The following is an 18,905-nucleotide window of genomic DNA, read 5'->3' as shown; positions in this document are numbered from 1 at the left end:
GAAGGCCGTGCCCGGGGTAACAGGGGTGCCATGACTGACGAGCAGAGCGATCACGAGCGGGCGGAGTCCCGCGCCCACCACCTCCTTCCCGAGGAGGTCGCGGCGGGCAGCGACGATCCGCAGGCGCAGGCGGAGGCCATCCTCGCCGAATCGGATCTGCGGGAGGCGGACCAGAACGCGGCCCCCGACACGGTCCTCGAACGGCGTACCTCGGATCAGACCGTGGTGGCCGTCGAGCCGCCGGACTGAGCTGTCACACCGCGGGCCTCGCGTGACCCCCGGTAGGTCTGCTCGCGCAGCCAGGCGAGCGGACCTGCCGCCCGCAGTCCGGCCGGCAGGTTGCGCACCGGGTCGAACGCGAGCGCGGCGTCCTGCCGGGCGTCGAGCGAAACCCCGATGCCGACCTGGCCGATCGGCCGCCACGACCCCACGGCGGAGGCGACCGCGAGCACCATGCGCGGCGCGTCCGCCTGGGCCGCGGCCGTGACGGCGGACAGGGTACGACCGAGGTCGACGGCCTCCGGGTCGGCCAACGCCGCCAACCAGAGTCGGTGGCGGCCCGCGCGATAACCCATGATCGTGCTGTACGTGCCGGAGAAGCCTCGGCGGGGCAGCGGCAGGTTCCGCAGCACCGGAGCGGCGCCGCTCGAGCTGACCAGCAGGTCGAACGGTCGCCCCGGGCCGGAGTCCACGCGCAACGCCAGGCCCAGCACGTCCGGCCACCCGCCGGGCGTGGGCGTGCCCCGGGACAGGCGGACCACCCCCGCGTACTCGCCGGGGTCGTCCAGGAGGCCGACCCCGACGGGCGGTCCGGGCGTGCCCCAGATCGTCACCCTGGCGGAGAACGACGCGCCCGCCGGATGCAGCAACCGGCCGCGACGCAGGCGCCCGAGCGCGGCGCTCGCGCGTTCGACGGCGCGGGCGGCCGGTCCGGCGGCGCGGCGTGCGGGCTCCTGGGGCGTCGGTCGGGTCATTCCCCTGCGGTACCCCGAGCGGCGGACTCGATGCGGGTCGGCTCGCCGACGCACCGCACGTCACCTCTGGGCCCGCGAGATCGGATAGCGTCGTGCCATGCCCGACAGTGGTTACCCCTGGCCCATCGAGACGTCCCGACTGGACAACGGCCTGCGTGTGGTGGTGAGCGAGGATCGGACCGCGCCCGCGGTGGCCGTGAACCTCTGGTACGACGTCGGATCCCGGCACGAGCCGGCCGGGCAGACCGGCTTCGCCCACCTCTTCGAACACCTCATGTTCGAGGGGTCGGTGAACGTGGCGAAGACCGAACACATGAAGCTGATCCAGGGCTCCGGCGGTTCGCTCAACGCCACCACCAACCCGGACCGGACGAACTACTTCGAGACGGTCCCGGCCGAGCACCTGGAGCTGGCGCTCTGGTTGGAGGCCGACCGGATGGGTGGGCTGGTGCCGGCGCTCACCCAGGAGACGCTGGACAACCAGCGTGAGGTGGTCAAGAACGAGCGCCGGCAGCGCTACGAGAACGTCCCGTACGGGGACGCCTGGCTGCGGCTGCTGCCGCTGCTCTACCCGCCGGGGCATCCGTACCACCACTCGACGATCGGCTCGATGGCCGACCTGAACGCCGCCGACCTGGCCACCTTCCAGGCGTTCCACGAGATGTACTACGCGCCGAACAACGCCGTGCTCACCGTCGTCGGCGACGCCACGGCGGCCGAGGTGTTCGCGTTGGCCGACAAGTACTTCGGCGCGCTGCCCGCCCGTGACGACATCCCGGCCGCCCCCGACGGCCGCAGCGTTCCGGCCACCGGACGGCCCGCCGTGGAGACCGTGACGGCCGACGTGCCCGCGCCGCGCGTGTACGTCGCGCACCGCGGCCACCCGTTCGGCAGCCCCGGGTACGACGTGCTCACCGTCCTCGCCACGGTCCTCGGCAGCGGTCGGGGCAGTCGGCTCTACCAGCGGCTCGCGGACGGCGAGCGGATCGCCCAACCCGACCTGGTCGGCGCGTACGGGGTGGACCTCGCGCACGCGCCCGCGCCGCTGATCGCCACCGCCACGGCCCGGCCCGGGGTGAGCGCCGAACGGCTGGCCGAGGGGCTCGCCGAGGTCGTCGACGAGCTGGCCACCGTGCCGGTCACCGCCGCCGAACTCGACCGGGCCAAGGCGCTGTTGAGCACCGCGTGGTGGCGGCAGATGTCGACGGTGGACGGCCGCGCGGACACGCTCGGCCGGTACGCCACCCAGTTCGGTGACCCGGCCCGGGCCGCCGACCGGCTGCCCGCCTGGCTCGCCGTGACCGCCGAGCAGATCGCCGAGACGGCCGCCGAGGTGCTCGGCGCCGCCGACCGGGTGACCCTGACCTACGTGCCCGAGGAGACCGCATGACGCTGATCACCGACCGTCCCGGCCCGGGTGCCGCTCGCCCGTACCGGTTTCCGCCGGTGGTCCGCCGCGCGGTGGGCGGTGGCCAGGTGGTCGCCGCGCACCTGCCCGGGCAGAACCTCGCCGTCGCGCTGCTGTTGCTCGACGCCGGCGCCAGCCGGGAGCTGACCGGCAAGGAAGGGCTGGGCGGCGTCCTCGCCAAGGCCGTGGAGGAGGGCACCGCGCAGCGGGACGCCACCGCGTACGCGCTGGCCATCGAGGCGTTGGGCACCGAGCTGGTGACCGGGCTGGACTGGGACTCGTTCCAGGTCAGCGTGCAGGTCCCGGTGGACCGGTTGACCGCCGCCGTGGAACTGCTCGCCGAGGCCGTCCGGACGCCCCGGCTCGACCCGGCCGACGTGCTGCGGGTCCGCGACGACGAGGCGAACGCGCTCCGGATGGACTGGGCCAACCCCGGTCCGCGCGCCGACGCCGCGCTGCGCGCCGACCTGTTCGGCGTCGACACGCGGTGGGGACGACCGATGTACGGCGACCCGGACTCGGTGGCCGCCCTGGACGTGGAGGACATCACCGTCTTCCACTCGGAGTGGTTCCTGCGGCCCGGCACCCTGGTCGTCGCCGGCGACCTGGACCGGATCGACCTGGACGCGCTGGCGGCGGCGGCGTTCGCCGGCACCGGAGGCGGCCCGGCCGAGCAGGGCGCTCCGCTCGAGGTGCCGCTGCGCGCCGGCCGGCGGATCATCCTGGTGGACCGGCCGGGCTCGGTGCAGTCCACGTTGCGACTGGGTCACCCGTCGCCACACCGGGCGCACCCCGACCACGTGCCGATGACCCTCGCCGGCACGGTTCTCGGTGGGGCGTTCACCTCCCGGCTCAACCACCTGATCCGCGAGGTGCGTGGCTACACGTACGGCATTCGGGGCGAGTTCGCCTCTTCGCGGCGGTTCGGCCGGTTCGCGGTCAGTTCGGGCGTACAGACCGCCGTCACCGCCCCGGCCCTGGTCGAGGCGGTGGGCGAGATCGCCCGTACGCAGGCGGAGGGCGTGACCGAGGACGAGCTGGCGGTGGCCCGTTCCTGGCGGGCCGGGCAGCTCTCGGTCGAGTTGCAGAGCCCTCGGGCGATCGCGTCCGCCCTGACCACGCTCGTGGTGCACGACCTGCCGGACGACTACCACGCCCGGCTGCGCGAGGAACTGCTCAACGCCGACGTGGACCAGGTCTCCGCCGCGGCGGCCACGCACCTGCACACGGAAGCGCTGACCCTGGTCGTAGAGGGCGACGCGGCAGCAATCCGCGAAGACCTGGAGTCCGCAGCCCTAGGAGACCTAAACCTGCTCCCCTAACCCGGACCCCCCTGATGTCCCTGACCTCGTTGATCATGAAGTTGTTGTCACCTGGCACGGCGTGTCGTGGCAACAACTTCATGATCGACGGGGGAGGGCGGTCGGTGTGAGGTGGGACCCGGGGGGTGGGAAAGGGGTCCCGGTTCCGGGGGTGGGGTGGGTAGCCTCCGGGCATGAGGATCGGCATTGTGGGGGCCACCGGCCAGGTCGGTGGCGTGATGCGGCAGGTGCTGGCGGAGCGGAAGTTCCCGGCGGAGCAGGTGCGGTTGTTCGCCTCGGCGCGGTCCGCGGGGCGTACGCTGCCGTGGCGCGACGAGGAGATCACCGTCGAGGACGCCGCGACGGCGGACTACTCCGGGCTGGACATCGTGCTCTTCTCGGCCGGTAAGGGCACGGCCAAGGAGTTGGCCCCCCGGGTCGCCGAGGCCGGCGCCGTGGTGATCGACAACTCCTCGGCGTTCCGGATGGACCCGCTGGTGCCGCTGGTGGTCGCCGAGGTCAACCCACACGCCGCGGCCGAGCGCCCGAAGGGCATCATCGCCAACCCCAACTGCACGACGATGGCCGCGATGCCGGTGCTGCGCCCGCTGCACGCCGAGGCCGGTCTGATCGGCCTGGTCGTCTCGACGTACCAGGCGGTCTCCGGCGCCGGGCTGGCCGGCGTCGCCGAGCTGGACGAGCAGGTCCGCAAGGTCGCCGAGCACGCCTCGGGTCTCGCCTTCGACGGGTCTGCCGTCGAGTTCCCCGCGCCGCGCTCGTTCGCCGAGCCGATCGCCTTCAACGTGCTGCCGCTGGCCGGCTCGATCGTCGACGACGGCTCGTTCGAGACCGACGAGGAGCAGAAGCTCCGCAACGAGAGTCGCAAGATCCTGGAGATCCCCGATCTCAAGGTCTCCGGCACCTGCGTCCGGGTGCCGGTCTTCACGGGCCACTCGCTGCAGATCAACGCCCGCTTCGCGCGGCCGATCACGCCGCAGCGGGCCCACGAGCTGCTGGCCGACGCGCCCGGCGTCGCGCTGACCGCTGTGCCGACGCCGTTGCAGGCCGCCGGGCAGGACCCGACCTACGTGGGTCGCATCCGCGCCGACGAGACCGTCGAGTACGGGCTGGCGCTGTTCTGCTCCAACGACAACCTGCGCAAGGGCGCGGCCCTCAACGCCGTACAGCTCGCCGAGCTGGTCGCCGCCGAACGGCGCTGACCGTCACCGTCCCCTGCGGGCCCGGCCGGTCACGGTCCGGGCCCGCAGTCGTTTGGTGGGTACCGGCACCTCGGGAGCGGGGACGACCCTGTCGTGTTTGGATGGACGAAACCGACCGTGCCACCTGGAGGAAGCCGTGCCGGAGGACCCCAACCAGCAGGCGCTGACCGAGCTGATCGCCGCTCGTTCGATGGGCGTGCTCGCCACCATCAAGCGCGACGGACGACCGCAGATGTCCACGGTGGTCTACTCGTTCGACCCCGCCGCCGGCCTGATCCGGGTGTCCGTCACCGACGGCCGGGCCAAGACCGCCAACCTCCGTCGGGACCCGCGCGCCAGCTTCCACGTCAGCAGCGAGGACGGCTGGGCGTACGCGGTCGTCGAGGGGCGGGCCGAGCTGACCGCCACGGCGGCCGACGCCGACGACGCCACAGTCGAGGAGCTGGTCGGGCTCTACCGGTCGTTGCGCGGCGAGCACCCGGACTGGGCCGAATACCGCGACGCCATGGTCGCCGAGCGGCGGCTGGTGCTGCGCCTGCACGTGGAGCGGGTCTACGGGATCCCGCCCCGCTCCTGACCGGGCATCTGCCGGGCGACGGTCAGCCCGGTTCGACCACGGTCACCCCGGGCCAACGCTGCGCGGGCCGGTGGCGGGCCAGCCGCTGTCGGGACAGCGCGACGTCCACCCGGCTCGGGTTGTGTCGCCACACCCCGTCCAGCAGGTCCGCGAGGCCGTACGGGGCGCAGATCTCCAGCTCACCGTCCGCCGCCAGGCGCACGGCGACGGCGGTGGCGTACTCCGGCCAGGTGGCGACCGCCTCGGCCACGCTGCGGTACGGGGCGATCGGGTCTCCGCCGAACTTCGAGGCGTACCAGGTGTGTACCGCCGCCTGGTTGCGCGCCTGCCACGGCGGGGCCGACCAGGCGGCGGTCAGGCGGTCGGTGGCCCGCTGATCGTCCTCGCGGGCCAACCTCACCGGGTCGAAGAAGACCACGTCCACGTCGCGGACGGTCGTCGGGTCGAACCCGTCGCCGTACCGCTCGCCCCAGACCAGGTCGCGTAGCGCGCCCGCGCCGATCCAGGCGTCGGGCAGGCCGGAGTCGCGGACGACGGCCAGCGCCCGGGTCAGCCAGGCGTTGCCGCCGATCAACTCCCGCAGCTCATGTTCACCCGTCAGCACCGGACCCACGGTAGGTGTTGTGACCCGGACTCGCTGCCCGGCCGACGGGTGCCGGGACCATCGGCGGGTGGACCGGACCGCCGTGCCGGAGCAGCCCAGGCGGTGACGGCACTGCTGCCCTTCGCGACATCCGGTGGCCCTCTACGGCCTGGTCGGCCTACTGCTCGCGACGAGTGGGCTGAGTCTGCCCGACGGACAGCCCGGCCGACCGATGGTGTTACCCCCTGCGGGGCGGCGGGTAGACGGGCCGTGCCGACACCGAGAGGGGAGCACCATGACAACGGTCGGAGAGTTCATGACGACCCGGTTGGTGACGATGGACGGCAACGACACGCTGATCGCCGCCGCGCAGGAGATGCGCGACAGCGCCATTGGTGACGTGGTGGTGACCGATGGCGACAGTGTCGTCGGTATCGTCACGGACCGGGACATCGCGGTCCGGGGTGTCGCGGAGAACATGGACCCGGGTTCGACCCGGCTGAACCAGATCACCAGCCGCGATGTGATCACGGTGAGCCAGTACGACGACGCAGTGTCCGCGGCGGACCTGATGCGTACCTACGCCGTACGCCGACTGCCGGTGGTCGACGAGGGCCGCCTGATCGGCCTGGTCTCGATGGGCGACCTCGCGGTCGAGCGTGAACCGCAGTCGGTGCTGGCCGACATCAGCGCCGACGACCCGAACAACTGACGCACGCAGCCCAGAAGCGCCGGCCCTTCCGTCCCGGAAGGGCCGGCGCCCCCCTGCCTGCGCCCTGGCCCTGCCCGGCCCTGCCCGGCCCTGCCCGGCCCTGCCCGGCCCTGCCCGGCCCTGCCCGGCCCTGCCCGGCCCTGCCCGGCCCTGCCCTGCCCCGCGCCTGCCCCCGCCCTCAGCCCCGGTGATCAAGAGGTTCGCGTCACGACACGCCGAGAGCGGTGACGCAAACCTCTTGATCACCGGGGCAGGGCGGGAGGGGCGCCGGCGGAGGGGCGGGGAGGGGGAGGGCGGAGGGCGGGGCGGGAGGTTGGGTTGGTCACCCTATTTGGGCGAGGTTGGGCTTGTGGGGTGCGGGGACCCGTGCGGGGACGTGCGACGCCGGTCGTGAGCGCGCCGGGTGAGTTGCGGGGCCCGGCCGACTGGGAGGAGTGGACCCGATGGTGGACGCGACCACGAGGTTCTTCGAGGAGCTGGACCGGCGGGGGTACGAGCCTCTGCTGGCGAAGACCTCCGGGACACTGCGGATCGACCTGCACGAGGGGGCGCAGACCCGGCACTGGCTGCTGAAGATCGACCATGGGCGGCTCAACGTGAGCCAGGAGGACAGCGAGGCCGACACGGTGATCGGTGCCAGCCCGATGCTGTTCGACGAGATAGCGGCCGGCCGTGAGCACGGCCTGGCCGCGTTGTTGCGTGGGGACATGACGGTGTCGGGGGACGCCCGGCTGGTGGTGCAGGTGGAGCGGGTCTTCCCCGGGTCGCCGGACGCCCGTGGGCCGCGTCGCCGATTCGCTGGGGAGGTGCGGTGATGGGGCAGAGCAACACGATCCGGATCCTGGACGGCAACACGTTCGTCGTCTGCGAGGACACCGGTGACATCGAGGCGACGCCGAGCGAGCCGACCGGGCTCTTCTCCATCGACACCCGGTTCCTGTCGACCTGGATCCTGAGTGTGAACGGTGAACGCCTCAACTCACTCTCGTACGACGACCTGCAGTACTTCGAATCGCGGTTCTTCCTGGTGCCGGGGATGGCCACGCACTACGTGGACGCGAAGTTGTCGATCATCCGCGAACGGGCCGTCGGCGGCAGCTTCCGGGAACAGCTCACCATCCTCAACCACGACGAGAAGGCTGTGGACCTGGAAGTAAGGATGGACGCGGCGTCCGACTTCGCCGACCTGTTCCAGGTGAAGGACGAGATCCTGAACAAGAAGGGCGAGATCTACACCGAGGTCGAGTTGGACAAGCTGCGCCTCGGGTACCGCCGGGGCAACTTCCGACGCGAGACGATCATCTCCTCGACGATGTCGGCCCGCTACGACAACCGGGGCTTCGCGTACACCGTCCACCTGGAACCCAACGAGCAGTGGGAAGCGACGATCGACGTGCAGACGCGCGCGGTCGGCCCCGGGGACCGGGACCTGCGGATGGGGCTGCGCGTACACGGCAGCGAGCGACTCGCCCTGCAACACGACCTGGAGCAGTGGATCGCGGATGCGCCGAAGGTGAACAGCGAGCACGGCCGGGTCGCCAGCACGTACCGGCGCAGTCTGATCGACCTGGCGGCGCTGCGCTTCTCGCCGCTGTCGCTCGGGGGAGCCACCCTGCCCGCGGCCGGTCTGCCCTGGTTCATGACCATGTTCGGCCGGGACAGCATCCTCACCTGCCTCCAGACGCTGCCGTTCACGCCGCAGTTGTCGAAGACGACGCTGCGCATCCTGGCGTCCCTGCAGGGCAGCCGGTTCGACGACTTCCGGGACGAGGATCCGGGGCGGATCCTGCACGAGATGCGCTACGGCGAGACCGCCGCCTTCGAGGAGCAGCCGCACTCGCCGTACTACGGATCGGTGGACGCGACTCCGCTGTTCCTGGTGCTGCTCGACGAGTACGAGCGGTGGAGCGGGGACGTGGCGCTGGTCAAGGAGTTGGAGCAGGAGTCCCGGGCCGCGCTCAAGTGGATCGACAGCTACGCCGACCTGGTCGGCAACGGCTACATCTGGTACGAGCGCCGCAACACCGAGACCGGCCTGGAGAACCAGTGCTGGAAGGACTCCTGGGACTCGATCTCCTACTCCGACGGCACCCTGCCGCCGTTTCCCCGGGCCACCTGCGAGGTACAGGGGTACGCGTACGACGCCAAGGTCCGTGGGGCGCGGATGGCCCGCCTGTTCTGGGACGACCCGGAGTTCGCCGACCAGTTGGAGCGGGAGGCGGCGGAGCTGAAGGAGCGGTTCAACCGGGACTGGTGGGTGGACGACGGCGGGTACTACGCGCTGGCCCTGGACCCGGACGGTCGCCAGTGCGACGTCCTCAGCTCCAACATCGGTCACCTGCTGTGGAGCGGGATCGTCGATCCGGCGCGGGCCGAGAAGCTCGCGGCGCACCTGGTCGGGCCGCGACTGTTCTCCGGTTGGGGGGTGCGCACGCTCGCCGAGGGGGAGGCCCGCTACAACCCGATCGGCTACCACAACGGCACGATCTGGCCGTTCGACAACTCGTTCATCGCCTGGGGCCTGCGTCGGTACGGGTTCGCCGAGGAGGCCGCCACCATCGCCAACGGCATCCTCGACGCGGCCACCTACTTCGACGGGCGGCTACCGGAGGCGTTCGGCGGCTACCCGCGGGAGCTGACCAAGTTCCCGGTCGAGTACCCGACGGCATGCAGCCCGCAGGCCTGGTCGACGGGTACGCCGTTGCTGCTGCTGCGCACCATGCTCGGTCTCGAACCGCACGACGGGCACCTGGCGGTCGAGCCGCGTCTCCCGGTCGGGATGGGCCGGATCGAGGTCCTGGACATTCCGGGCCGTTGGGGGCGGGTGGACGCCTTCGCCCGGGGACGGCTCGACCTGCACAGTCTCGCCGACTGAGCCGCGCGCCAGGCACACCGGCGGCGGCGCGCCACCCGCGTCGCCGCCGGGCCGCCACCCAGGCGATCCCCAGCCGGGCACGGTAGATTCTGCGGATGCCGGAGCTCGTGTACCCGCCCGTTATCGCCGCTGCCAAGACGCTGTTCCGGGTCCTCGACCTGAAGATCACCATCGAGGGCGCCCACCATGTACCCCGCACGGGCGGGGCGGTGCTGGCCAGCAACCACGTCAGCTACCTCGACTTCATCTTCGCGGGCCTGGGCGCGAACCCCTCGGGTCGGCTCGTCCGCTTCATGGCCAAGCAGTCGGTGTTCGCGCACCGGATCTCCGGCCCGCTGATGCGCGGCATGCGGCACATCCCGGTGGACCGGCAGGCCGGCGCGGCCTCGTTCCGGGCGGCCGTCGACGCGCTCAAGCGCGGGGAGGTGGTGGGCGTCTTCCCCGAGGCCACCATCAGCCGGTCGTTCACGGTCAAGGAACTCAAGAGCGGCACCGTCCGGATGGCCCGTTCGGCGAAGGTGCCGGTGCTGCCGGTCGCACTGTGGGGCACCCAGCGACTCTGGACGAAGGGCCGCCCCCGCACGCTCACCCGCCGCCACACGCCCATCACGATCCTCGTCGGCGAGCCGATCCTGCCGGCGGACTTTCCGGACCCGAACGTGCTGGCCGCCGAGTTGACCACCCGGCTGAGCGCGCTCGTCGAGCGGGCTCAGCGCGAGTACCCGGATGTGCCGGCCGGCCCGGAGGACACCTGGTGGCAGCCGGCTCACCTCGGTGGGAGCGCACCGACGCCGGAGGAGGCCGCCGCGCTGGACGCCGACGGGGAGGAACGCGCCGCCAGCCTCTGAGGAACGCCCGCCGCCCGCCCGAGGGTGGCGGTGGCCGACCGGGGTCAGTGACGCCCGGACGTGCCGTCCGCGAAGCCGTCCCAGGAACGGGGCTCCGGCCCCGGGCGGTAGTAGTCGTCGCGGGAGCGGAACTCCACCGGCAGCGAGCCGGGCAGGGTGATCCGGGTGTCCCCGGCGAGCAGCGCGGGGCCGGCCCGGAGCAGGAGGACGTCGCGCTCCTGAGCGGAGAGGTCCACCAGTTGCGGGCGGGTGAGGCGGAACATGGCCACCGCCCGGCGGACCTGCCGGGCCAGCGCGACGACCTCGCCCGATGACCCACCCAGTGCGAGCGCCGGCTGCTGAATCGTCCGCAACGCGTCGCAGACGATCATCAGTTGCGGCGGCTCGGCGGGCAGCTCCAGCCGGGACGGCCACTGCCAGCGGATCTGACCGGTCATCAGACCGGTCACGCGGCCGGAGGGCCGGGGCCGGGGCGCGTCGTCGGCGACCAGCGAAAGCTGCGAGCCGGTGCCCACCCAGCAGATCCGCTGGTCGGTGACGGTCACCGAGACAGGCCCGGGGAGCTGCCAGGCGCGTCGTGTCTCCGTCGGCCCGAGCAGGTAGCCCGCCACGAGCAGCCGGTGCCGCCCGAGCACCTTCTCGCCGGGCAGCGGGCGCATGTCGTACCGACGGTCGAGGGTGGGGCCGGCGTCGTCGTCCGGCGCGTCGAACCGGTGTGGCCCTATGAAGAAGGGGGACGCGTCGGCATGCATCGTCACGACCTCCCGGTGAACTGGCTGTGCGTTGAGCTTCGCCGATTCGTCGGCCACTGTCATGACGCCCGTTAGGGGGTCGGCCGGTCGTGCGTCGCCTGTGACCGGTAGATGCCGATCTCCTCCGGGCGGACGAGACCGTCCTCGATCGCACGGGCGAGCAACGCCGCCTTTGTGGCTGCCGGCCGCCCCGCCCGGGTGTACTTGATCCGCGCACGGTCGACATACTGCTTCACGGTGTGCTCGCTGATCTGCATGCGGCGCGCCACCGACGCCTTGGACATCGACTGGAACCAGAGCAGCAGGGCTTCCCGCTCCTTGTCCGACAGCGCCGGTCGGTCGGGTCTCGGGTCGCCGACCATCGCGCCGGCCAGCGCCGGAGGCACGTACGGGCGGTCACTCGCCGCGGCGAGTACGGTCGCCACGCAGTGCTCGCGGCCCTCGTGCTTGGCCAGGAACGCCACCGCCCCGGCGTCCAGCGCGGCGAGCATCGTCTCCGGGTCGGTGTGCTCCGAGTAGACCACCACCCGCCGCCCGGTGGCGCTCAACTCGGCCAGCTTGTCCAGCGCCATCCGGCCGTGCAGCCGCAGATCGAGCAGGACCACGTCGGCGTCCGGCGCGGCCCGTAGCACCTCGTCCGGGTCGTCCCCGGTGGCCAGCACGGTCAGTCGCGGTTCGCTGGCGAGCCAGGCGCGTACCCCCTCGACGACCACCGGATGGTCGTCGACGATCGCCACCCCGACCGGCCGGTCACCGGTCATGTCGACCATCGGGTCTGCGCCCATCTGATGTCCCCGTCCCGTTCGTAAAGGTGCTGCACCGGTCCGTCCTCCGGCTCGGTTGGCGGGCCGGTCGCGTCCGGCCCCTCCCGGTCCGGCGTGACGAGGCTGACCACCACCTCGTCCGGGCCGGACACCACGGTCAGGCGGGCCCACCCCCGGGCGTCGGCGAGCAGGCTGGTGAGCGGGTCGGCCAGCCGGCGACGGATCTCCACCGGTAGCGGCGGCGGGGTGCCGATGGCGACCAGGTCGATCGGCAGCCCGTTGCGTTCGGCCAGGTCGGCGGCGGCCCGCAGCTCGTGCAGGAGCGGATCGGGCACGTCGTCGGATTCGGCGATGAGGCGGCGCAGCCGGGCCGCGGCGAGGACGGACCGACGTTGCACCTCCGGGTCGGCCGGGTCCGCCTCCCCGGCGGCCAGCTCGTCGAGCACCCGCCCGGCCGCCGCGCCGGCCAGGGCGAGCCGGTCACGGCGTTCCTGCCGGCCCTGCTCGGCGGCGGCCCGTTCGGCGGCGATCGTGTGCATCGCCGCGGCTGCGGCGGCGCGGTCCCGGGCCAGGCCGACGATCACCGCGCTGCCGGCGAAGACCGCCACCGGCAGCGAGAACGTGCCGTAGACGTACATGGTGTAGCGGGCCAGGTCGGCCGCGCTCGGCGCGTACGCGAGGACGGCGGCGAGCGCGATCAGCGCGTGGGTGGTCAGCAGCGCGACGAGACCGCCGACCCGCCGCCCCCAGAGCGCGAGCACGAAGAACCAGCCGAGCGTGCCCCAGACCCAGTTGGCGGCGGTGAACAGCTGCCGTTCGCCGACGGCGGCGAAGACCGCCGCGTCGACGGCGATCAGTACCCCGGCGAGCGGCCACGGCGGCAGCGGCGTGCCGCGCAGCAGCCGGACGCCGGCCACCGCCCCGGTCACGGCGACCAGGACCCAGCCGCCCACCACGACCGTGGGAGCGGAGAACTGCGTGCGGACCGCCAGCACCGCCGGCAGTCCGATCGCGACGTGCCAGGCCAGCGCGATGGCGACGGCGACGATGCGTGCGCCCCGGTCGGAGGCCCGGGCCACGGCGGCCGGCGCGGCGAGCGGCGGCTGCTCGGGTGCGAGCCCGTCGACCGGGTCCGGTCGAGGCACCGGCACCGGCGCGGCACGCGTGCCGGTGCGGTCCGCCGTCGCGCCCAGGTCAGCCGCCACCGGGCCACTCCAGTCGAATCCTCGTGCCGGCGCCGGGCGCGGAACACACCTCGGCCCGCCCGCCGATCGCCGCCATCCGCCCGTGGATCGACTCGCGCAGACCGTACCGGTGCGTGGGGACGCCGGCCGGGTCGAAACCGGGACCGTCGTCGACCACCTCGGCCACGACGGCGACCTCGTCGCGCGTCAGCCGCAGTGTGGTCCGCGCGCCCGGGGCGTGCCGGACCACGTTGGACAGCGCCGCGTAGGCGCTCTCGGTGATCGCGTCGGCTACTCCGGCGGGCACCGCGCAGGCGGTCAGCTCCAGGCTCACCGGCAACTCGGGCAGCCGGTCGGGCACCGCGCGCAACCGCTCGTCGAGCGGCACCGGGCCGTCGCCGGGCGTCGGGCCGTGGTCGGTCAACGCGACGAGGGTACGCAGGTCGGCGGCGCACCGCGCACGAAACGTGGCCGACGGACCGGCTACCGCGCCCAACCCCACCATGGTCAGGGTGCCGAGCACCGTGTCGTGCAGGTCCCGGTTCTGCTGGCGCTCGGATTCCCGGGCGGTCCGGGCGACCAGCGCCTCCCGGGTGAGCCGCTGATGCTCGGCGAACGCGTGGTCGGCCCGACCGATCCGGCGGCGCATCACGACCGTCATCATCGCGGTGCAGGCGGTCTGTACGAGCAGGGTGGCGGCGTGTGCCCGGGCCTCCGTGACGTCGCCGGCCGCCTGGGCGCCCGCCACGTACGTGGCGGTGACCAGCAGCCCGGCCGGGATCGACCAGCGCGCCCTGGAGGTGGCCTGCGCGTTGATCACCGTGGTGCTGGCGAGCACCGCGATCCAACTGCCCTCGCCAGGGAGCACCTCGGGCGCCACCAGGCGGGGGATGAGCAGGCAGGCCACCGCGGTGATCGCGACGTCACCGGCGACCAGCGCCGGCGTGATCCCGTGGCGCAGCGCGCGGACCGCGTACCAGAGCGACCACCCGGTCAACGCCGCCACAGCGGGCAGCAGCAGGGTCGGGTCCACCGGTGGAGTACGCACCGACAACGCCACGGCCGCGCCGACCAGCCCGCAGGTCAGCCGCAGCAGGGCCGGCAGGGTGGTGAAGATGAAACTGAGCGCCCCGCCAGCCGGATTGTCGAGGGCGGGCGGTGGCACGATCGGGGCGGCAGTCGCCGGCATCGGGAGGTGTCCTTCCGACAACGACCCGGTCCCGGGTCCGCACGGCGGAGATCGACATCGGAGAATAGCATGGCGGATGGTGAGCGTTCACCTACCGAATGCGGGGTGTCGCCTTGTCGTCACTCTGCGCTGCGGGGCTGGATCAGGTCCCAGCGGTTGCCGTAGAGGTCGGCGAAGACGGCCACGGACCCGTACGCCTCGTGTCGTGGCTCCTCCAGGAACCGTACGCCGGCCGCGACCATCCGGGCGTGAGCTGCGGCGAAGTCCTCGGTGTGCAGGAAGAGGCCGACCCGGCCGCCGGTCTGGTCGCCCACCCGCGCCCGCTGTTCCGCGTTGGCCGCCCGGGCGAGCAGCAGGGCCGTCTCACGAGCCCCCGAAGGGCGTACGACCACCCAGCGTGAGCCGTCCGGGCGTGGCGTGTCCTCCACCAACTCGAAGCCGAGCCCGCCGACGTAGAAGTCGATCGCTTCGTCGTACTCGTTCACCAACACCGCGACCAGTCCCAGATGTGCCATCCGCCCATTCTGCGCAACGGGCGTTCCGGCTCCGGTGGGCGGTGTCGAGGATGGTCGGCGACGTCACGCGGGAACCGCATTGAGGGCCCGCCCGTCTGATCCGGGGCGGAAAGGCGGTGAGCGGGATGCGCTCGGGCGGAACGACACTGGCGGCGACGTTGCTCGGCCTGGGGCTGTGCGGGCTGGTACTGGCGGGCTGCGCCGGGCCGGGCGACACGCTGAAGGGCCCCGGCTCGGCCGAGATCGTCGAGAAGTGGACCTCCTGCGCCGAGATCGCGCCGCAGGCGGGCGTCATGCTGCCCGTACCCCGGGGATCGGCGGCGGTGACGTCGCCGCCGGCCGGGGTCGAGCCGCGTGTCGGACGGATCGACCCGGCGTTCACCCCGGTCGCCGCCGTGCTGTGCGGCCGTGACGTCGTGCCGGGGGCTGCTGGTGGCCGGGAGCAGGTGGCCACCGAGCGCCGCGCCGACGACATCGGCCCGCTTGTCGCCGCGCTGGGACTGGCCGACGAGAAACGAGGGTCGGGGGAGATCGCCTGCACCCTCGACATGCTCGTCCCACCGTGGTTGGCGCTGCTCGACGACCAGGGCCGGTGGCTGCGGCCGTACCTGCCGAAGGATGTCTGCGGCAAGCCGCGCCCGGAGGTCCGCGCGGCGCTGGACGGGCTGCGGCTGACCACTGTCGACAGCCGTACCGTCGGGCAGGTCGAATCCCCGGAGGCCGAGGCCGCCGGATGCGCGCAGCGTTGGTCGGACATGGTGTGGGTGGAGGCCACCCTCGGCCGTCCCGGCCGCGTCGCGCCGGAGGCCGGCCCGAAGGCCGGGCCGCTGCGCCTCTGCGTCTACCAGGTGTCCCCGTCCGAGCGGGGCGGCGGCAAACCGGCCGGTGACTTCGTGTACGGCCGGCCGCTCCCGCCCGAGCGGCAGGCGGACGTGCTGCGGGCGCTGGCCGGCACGCGACCGGCGGCCGACTGCGCCACCCCGGCGTCCCGCTTCGCGGTGCTCCGGGCCGTCGACGGGAGCGGGCCCGAATGGTACGTCGAACTCGACGCCTGCCGGCGCTTCCTGGTGGTGGCGTCACCCGGCGGGTCGCAGCTCGGGCAGGGCGACGCCGCGCTGGCGGCGCTGCTCGGACCGAACTGAGCCGCCTTACTGGTACTGAATCGGCAACGCCTTCGTGCCGCCGCCGGCGATCGACCGCTTGACCGTCTTGCCGCTGGACCAGTAGAAGCAGCGCACACCCCGGTCACCGCGCTCCCACAGCAGGCGGTTCGGAAAGCGGTACGCGGTCCCGGTGCGGTAGGAAAGATTGTTGTCGACCGGCACCTTCGCGTACCGGGCGATGACCTTACGGCAGGCCGAATGGATGGCGGCTGCGTCCCTGGTCGCGTCCTCCCAGGAGCGATCCGGTGCCGTCCAGGTGCCGACGTACTCGAACTGATGCCCGGCGGAGCAGGCGACCGGCTGCAGCATGCGCCACTTGTCCTCGTTCATGCACCCGAAGTGCAGCGGGGAACGGCTGGCCAGGGCGTTACGCAGCGAGCCCGGCCGCTCGATCGCCGCGTCGCTCGCGCCGTTCGGGGCGTTGACCTCGTCCAACTCGAAGATGTCGCACCGGTACCAGCGCGCGCCGCCCGACCAGGCCGCCGGGGACGGCGGCGCGACCTGTAGCGACAGCCGGGCATCGCGCCACTCGCCGCCCACGAACTTCTTGGCGCGGCTGTCGCAGTCGGCGAAGGTCGACCGCATAGTCGCCGACTCCGTCTTCGGCGGCGCGCTTCGGGAGGCCAGAGCGCCGGTGAAGGTGCCCACGTAGAACGTCTCCACCTTGTGGGTCTTGGCACAGTCGACGGGGGAGTAGGTGCTCAGGTACGACGTGGCCTCCTCCACGAGGTGACACTCGTCGGCCTTCGGGACGAACTGCTGTGCGGCCGCCATCGGTCGCCAGTCGTCGGCCAGGTCGCCATCGGTGCCGGCCGGCGTGCCGCAGCCCGCCAGCGCCACCGTGAGGAACGCAGCCGTGAGCGCCGCCACGCCGTACCGTCGCATGTGTTTCTCCCCGTGCCCCCGTGTCGAACGCGGGCAGCATATGGCACGGCCGCGACGGACCGGCACCGGCTTCCGGTGCCTTCGGGTTGGCCGTACCGCCACGTGTCGTCACCAGGTGTCGGGGTGGTCGAGGTCGGCGGCGGGACGGTACCCGCCGAGGATCGTCAGCGCCTCCGCCTCGGTGTAGCCCTCGCCCCAGCCCTTACGGAACGCCTCGACGAAGCAGGGTTCGACGGTCATCTCCAGGACGTCGCTGCCCTGCCGACGTGCCCGGTAGGGGCCCGCCACGAGGTCGGCCGACCGGACCCGCTGGCCCGGAGCTGGTTGTGCCCGGACCGTGAGCCACCGACCGGCATCGTCACCGACGACGAGCGAGCCCTCGGCGAACCCGCCCTTCTCCGACCGGCCGAGCGCGCTCTTCTCCGATCGGCTGAACGTGACCGAGCATTCGAGCAGCCGTGCGCCGGCCGGCAGCGACTCCAGGCGGAACGGCACCACACAGCGGCGGGCACCGTCGAAACGCACCCGACCCGCCGTGCCGGTGGCCTCGTCGCTGGTGGCCGCATAGGTATCCAGTTGCGCCCAGAGCCCGTCGGCGGGCTGCCAGCGGACGAACCACAGTTTCTGATCGCCGGACGGATCGAACCAGGCGACCCCCGGCCGGTCACCGACCCGCACGTCGGTGCGGGGCTGCGGCCGGCCGGACGAGGACAGGGTCTGTGGCAACGCGTCCAGCGCAGCGACGGTACGCGCCAGCGCGAAGCGCGCCGAGCCGTCCGGGCCGCGGAACTCGACGCTCTCGGACCCCCGCCCGGTACGCCAGGTGGCGGATTCGGCGCTGCTCATAAGCGCGTCCGCCGAGAAGTGGACGGTGGTGGGGTCGGCGCCGACGGCCAGCCCGTTCTGCAGGGTCGCCTCGGGCAGCAGGAGCGCCGTGGCTGGCGGCATCGGGTCGTCGCCGGGCGGAACGGTGAGGACCAGCGCGGCGAGGGCGACGCACGCCGCCGCCGCGCCCACGGCGAGCAGTCCACGGCGACGCCGCCGCAGACGACGACCGTTCTGCCGGGCCTGCTCGACGATGGGTGTCGGGTCGATGTCGCCACCGGCGCGATGCGCGAGCGTGGCGGCGAGCCGCCGATCGAGGTCGCTGACCATCAGAGGTCTCCTGCCCGTACGGGGGTTGGTGCTTCCTGCCGTTTCCGCAGCGCCGTCAGGGCACGCTTCGCGTGGGTGCGTACCGTGCCGGTCGAGCAGGCGAGAATCTCGGCGATCGCCGCGTCGTCGAGATCCTCGTAGTAGCGCAGAACGATCACGGTGCGCTGCCGCGCCGGCAGGTCACGGACGAGCCGCCACAGCGCGTCGCGTTCGGCGACGCCGGCAGCCTCGTCCACGTCGGCCGCCCGGTCGAGTACGGCGGCGACGCTGAGTTCCCGACTGCTGCGACGACGCCACCACGAGTGGTGGGCGTTGACGAGCATGCGCCGGACGTAGGCATCCGGCTGATCCGTCCGCGAGATGCGACCCCAGCGGGCGTACGCCCGGGCCAGGACATCCTGGACCAGGTCCTCGGCCCGGTGCTCGTCGTCGGTCAGCAGCCGTGCGAGCCGCACCAACGCCGATGTACGAGCGAACGCGTATTCCTCGAACGTCACGCCCTATTAACGCCGGAAGCCGGGCCGTCCGTAGACACCCGCCGGGCACTTCTTGCGCGACATCTCTACGTGTCGCTGACGTAGGTCCCGCGCTGCGGCACGGTCATCACCAGTCCGCGCTCGCGCAGCAGACGCACTGCCGCCCGGACCGTGCCGCGGGCGACGCCGTACTCCTGCTGAAGCGTGGACTCACTGGGGATCGGTCGCCTGGGTGGCAGCTCGCCGGTCTCGATCCGTTTGGCGATCACGTCTGCGAGCTGCACGTACATCGGCGTCGGAGACAGCGGATCGATCATGAACGCA

At 72.6% G+C, this 18,905-nt stretch carries 21 protein-coding genes; 10 read left to right on the top strand and 11 right to left on the bottom strand.

All coding sequences use genetic code 11. The features are described 5' to 3' along the window. Window positions 1-30 precede the first annotated feature (30 nt). Window positions 31-249: a hypothetical protein gene (locus ACQPZK_RS25555; RefSeq protein WP_433535385.1), complete on the top strand. Its 219-nt coding sequence runs from the start codon at window positions 31-33 to the stop codon at window positions 247-249. Here the strand turns inward: ACQPZK_RS25555 and ACQPZK_RS25550 are convergent. Beyond that, window positions 216-974, bottom strand: a complete 759-nt coding sequence (locus tag ACQPZK_RS25550) for a phosphodiesterase (protein ID WP_433535384.1) — start codon at window positions 972-974, stop codon at window positions 216-218. The two genes, ACQPZK_RS25555 and ACQPZK_RS25550, sit on opposite strands and share 34 nt — an antisense overlap. Window positions 975-1,071: 97 nt before the next feature. Between ACQPZK_RS25550 and ACQPZK_RS25545 the strand changes: the two genes are divergently transcribed. The 4 genes from ACQPZK_RS25545 (at window position 1,072) to ACQPZK_RS25530 (ending at window position 5,480) form a co-directional block, all read left to right on the top strand. Further along, entirely contained in the window at window positions 1,072-2,364 is a 1,293-nt protein-coding gene (locus tag ACQPZK_RS25545; RefSeq protein WP_433535383.1) for a M16 family metallopeptidase, read from the top strand. Further along, window positions 2,361-3,704, top strand: coding sequence for a M16 family metallopeptidase (locus ACQPZK_RS25540; RefSeq protein ID WP_433535382.1), 1,344 nt, complete (start codon window positions 2,361-2,363; stop codon window positions 3,702-3,704). The genes ACQPZK_RS25545 and ACQPZK_RS25540 overlap by 4 nt, the downstream gene beginning before the upstream one ends. Window positions 3,705-3,877: 173 nt before the next feature. Continuing rightward, complete coding sequence (locus ACQPZK_RS25535) at window positions 3,878-4,903, top strand: aspartate-semialdehyde dehydrogenase (protein WP_433535381.1); 1,026 nt, start codon at window positions 3,878-3,880, stop codon at window positions 4,901-4,903. Window positions 4,904-5,093: 190 nt separating this feature from the next. Further along, window positions 5,094-5,480, top strand: a complete 387-nt coding sequence (locus ACQPZK_RS25530; protein WP_433539315.1) for a PPOX class F420-dependent oxidoreductase — start codon at window positions 5,094-5,096, stop codon at window positions 5,478-5,480. A 22-nt stretch (window positions 5,481-5,502) separates the two neighbouring features. Here the strand turns inward: ACQPZK_RS25530 and ACQPZK_RS25525 are convergent, their stop codons facing one another. Next, window positions 5,503-6,084: a nucleotidyltransferase family protein gene (locus tag ACQPZK_RS25525; RefSeq protein ID WP_433535380.1), complete on the bottom strand. Its 582-nt coding sequence runs from the start codon at window positions 6,082-6,084 to the stop codon at window positions 5,503-5,505. A 274-nt stretch (window positions 6,085-6,358) separates the two neighbouring features. Between ACQPZK_RS25525 and ACQPZK_RS25520 the strand changes: the two genes are divergently transcribed. The 4 genes from ACQPZK_RS25520 (at window position 6,359) to ACQPZK_RS25505 (ending at window position 10,498) form a co-directional block, all read left to right on the top strand. Then, entirely contained in the window at window positions 6,359-6,775 is a 417-nt protein-coding gene (locus ACQPZK_RS25520) for a CBS domain-containing protein (RefSeq protein ID WP_433535379.1), read from the top strand. A gap of 443 nt (window positions 6,776-7,218) precedes the next feature. Next, on the top strand, window positions 7,219-7,590 hold the full coding sequence (locus ACQPZK_RS25515) for an SCP2 sterol-binding domain-containing protein (protein ID WP_433535378.1): 372 nt from the start codon (window positions 7,219-7,221) through the stop codon (window positions 7,588-7,590). Continuing rightward, complete coding sequence (locus ACQPZK_RS25510) at window positions 7,590-9,650, top strand: amylo-alpha-1,6-glucosidase (protein ID WP_433535377.1); 2,061 nt, start codon at window positions 7,590-7,592, stop codon at window positions 9,648-9,650. The genes ACQPZK_RS25515 and ACQPZK_RS25510 overlap by 1 nt, the downstream gene beginning before the upstream one ends. 95 nt (window positions 9,651-9,745) lie before the next feature. Next, complete coding sequence (locus ACQPZK_RS25505; protein ID WP_433535376.1) at window positions 9,746-10,498, top strand: lysophospholipid acyltransferase family protein; 753 nt, start codon at window positions 9,746-9,748, stop codon at window positions 10,496-10,498. Between the two features lie 44 nt (window positions 10,499-10,542). Here ACQPZK_RS25505 and ACQPZK_RS25500 read toward each other — a convergent pair whose 3' ends face one another. The 5 genes from ACQPZK_RS25500 to ACQPZK_RS25480 form a co-directional block, all read right to left on the bottom strand. Next, entirely contained in the window at window positions 10,543-11,250 is a 708-nt protein-coding gene (locus tag ACQPZK_RS25500) for a hypothetical protein (RefSeq protein WP_433539314.1), read from the bottom strand. 71 nt (window positions 11,251-11,321) lie between these two features. After that, complete coding sequence (locus ACQPZK_RS25495; protein WP_433535375.1) at window positions 11,322-12,035, bottom strand: response regulator transcription factor; 714 nt, start codon at window positions 12,033-12,035, stop codon at window positions 11,322-11,324. Continuing rightward, entirely contained in the window at window positions 12,008-13,165 is a 1,158-nt protein-coding gene (locus tag ACQPZK_RS25490) for a hypothetical protein (protein ID WP_433539313.1), read from the bottom strand. Before ACQPZK_RS25490 ends, ACQPZK_RS25495 begins: the two co-directional genes overlap by 28 nt. Before the next feature lie 43 nt (window positions 13,166-13,208). After that, window positions 13,209-14,387 (bottom strand): sensor histidine kinase, encoded by a 1,179-nt coding sequence (locus ACQPZK_RS25485; RefSeq protein ID WP_433535374.1) that lies wholly within the window; start codon window positions 14,385-14,387, stop codon window positions 13,209-13,211. Between the two features lie 119 nt (window positions 14,388-14,506). Further along, window positions 14,507-14,902 (bottom strand): VOC family protein, encoded by a 396-nt coding sequence (locus tag ACQPZK_RS25480; RefSeq protein WP_433535373.1) that lies wholly within the window; start codon window positions 14,900-14,902, stop codon window positions 14,507-14,509. A 125-nt stretch (window positions 14,903-15,027) separates the two neighbouring features. On the opposite strand from ACQPZK_RS25480, the gene ACQPZK_RS25475 reads away from it, so the two are divergent. After that, window positions 15,028-16,044 carry a hypothetical protein gene (locus ACQPZK_RS25475; protein WP_433535372.1) on the top strand — a complete coding sequence of 339 codons (1,017 nt, stop codon included), beginning with the start codon at window positions 15,028-15,030 and terminating at the stop codon, window positions 16,042-16,044. A gap of 6 nt (window positions 16,045-16,050) precedes the next feature. Here the strand turns inward: ACQPZK_RS25475 and ACQPZK_RS25470 are convergent, their stop codons facing one another. From ACQPZK_RS25470 to ACQPZK_RS25455, 4 genes are all read right to left on the bottom strand, one after another. Next, complete coding sequence (locus ACQPZK_RS25470; RefSeq protein WP_433535371.1) at window positions 16,051-16,950, bottom strand: septum formation family protein; 900 nt, start codon at window positions 16,948-16,950, stop codon at window positions 16,051-16,053. 108 nt (window positions 16,951-17,058) lie between these two features. After that, complete coding sequence (locus ACQPZK_RS25465; protein WP_433535370.1) at window positions 17,059-18,105, bottom strand: hypothetical protein; 1,047 nt, start codon at window positions 18,103-18,105, stop codon at window positions 17,059-17,061. Continuing rightward, on the bottom strand, window positions 18,105-18,602 hold the full coding sequence (locus tag ACQPZK_RS25460) for a SigE family RNA polymerase sigma factor (protein ID WP_433535369.1): 498 nt from the start codon (window positions 18,600-18,602) through the stop codon (window positions 18,105-18,107). Before ACQPZK_RS25460 ends, ACQPZK_RS25465 begins: the two co-directional genes overlap by 1 nt. Before the next feature lie 65 nt (window positions 18,603-18,667). Continuing rightward, window positions 18,668-18,898: a GntR family transcriptional regulator gene (locus tag ACQPZK_RS25455; RefSeq protein WP_433535368.1), complete on the bottom strand. Its 231-nt coding sequence runs from the start codon at window positions 18,896-18,898 to the stop codon at window positions 18,668-18,670. Window positions 18,899-18,905 lie beyond the last annotated feature (7 nt).

Origin of the sequence: Micromonospora sp. CA-249363 (genome assembly GCF_050950185.1) — a bacterium.
Lineage (GTDB): Bacteria > Actinomycetota > Actinomycetes > Mycobacteriales > Micromonosporaceae > Micromonospora.
The sequence above is the reverse complement of the archived record's forward strand: the minus strand, read 5'-3'. Positions and strand labels throughout refer to the sequence as shown.

Bases quoted from the DNA above. Each gene is read 5' to 3' on its own strand.
- ACQPZK_RS25555 (WP_433535385.1), top strand. From the start codon at position 31: ATGACTGACGAGCAGAGCGATCACGAGCGGGCGGAGTCCCGCGCCCAC.
- ACQPZK_RS25550 (WP_433535384.1), bottom strand. From the start codon at position 974: ATGACCCGACCGACGCCCCAGGAGCCCGCACGCCGCGCCGCCGGACCG.
- ACQPZK_RS25545 (WP_433535383.1), top strand. From the start codon at position 1,072: ATGCCCGACAGTGGTTACCCCTGGCCCATCGAGACGTCCCGACTGGAC.
- ACQPZK_RS25540 (WP_433535382.1), top strand. From the start codon at position 2,361: ATGACGCTGATCACCGACCGTCCCGGCCCGGGTGCCGCTCGCCCGTAC.
- ACQPZK_RS25535 (WP_433535381.1), top strand. From the start codon at position 3,878: ATGAGGATCGGCATTGTGGGGGCCACCGGCCAGGTCGGTGGCGTGATG.
- ACQPZK_RS25530 (WP_433539315.1), top strand. From the start codon at position 5,094: ATGGGCGTGCTCGCCACCATCAAGCGCGACGGACGACCGCAGATGTCC.
- ACQPZK_RS25520 (WP_433535379.1), top strand. From the start codon at position 6,359: ATGACAACGGTCGGAGAGTTCATGACGACCCGGTTGGTGACGATGGAC.
- ACQPZK_RS25515 (WP_433535378.1), top strand. From the start codon at position 7,219: ATGGTGGACGCGACCACGAGGTTCTTCGAGGAGCTGGACCGGCGGGGG.
- ACQPZK_RS25510 (WP_433535377.1), top strand. From the start codon at position 7,590: ATGGGGCAGAGCAACACGATCCGGATCCTGGACGGCAACACGTTCGTC.
- ACQPZK_RS25505 (WP_433535376.1), top strand. From the start codon at position 9,746: ATGCCGGAGCTCGTGTACCCGCCCGTTATCGCCGCTGCCAAGACGCTG.
- ACQPZK_RS25500 (WP_433539314.1), bottom strand. From the start codon at position 11,250: ATGCATGCCGACGCGTCCCCCTTCTTCATAGGGCCACACCGGTTCGAC.
- ACQPZK_RS25495 (WP_433535375.1), bottom strand. From the start codon at position 12,035: ATGGGCGCAGACCCGATGGTCGACATGACCGGTGACCGGCCGGTCGGG.
- ACQPZK_RS25485 (WP_433535374.1), bottom strand. From the start codon at position 14,387: ATGCCGGCGACTGCCGCCCCGATCGTGCCACCGCCCGCCCTCGACAAT.
- ACQPZK_RS25480 (WP_433535373.1), bottom strand. From the start codon at position 14,902: ATGGCACATCTGGGACTGGTCGCGGTGTTGGTGAACGAGTACGACGAA.
- ACQPZK_RS25475 (WP_433535372.1), top strand. From the start codon at position 15,028: ATGCGCTCGGGCGGAACGACACTGGCGGCGACGTTGCTCGGCCTGGGG.
- ACQPZK_RS25470 (WP_433535371.1), bottom strand. From the start codon at position 16,950: ATGCGACGGTACGGCGTGGCGGCGCTCACGGCTGCGTTCCTCACGGTG.
- ACQPZK_RS25465 (WP_433535370.1), bottom strand. From the start codon at position 18,105: ATGGTCAGCGACCTCGATCGGCGGCTCGCCGCCACGCTCGCGCATCGC.
- ACQPZK_RS25455 (WP_433535368.1), bottom strand. From the start codon at position 18,898: ATGATCGATCCGCTGTCTCCGACGCCGATGTACGTGCAGCTCGCAGAC.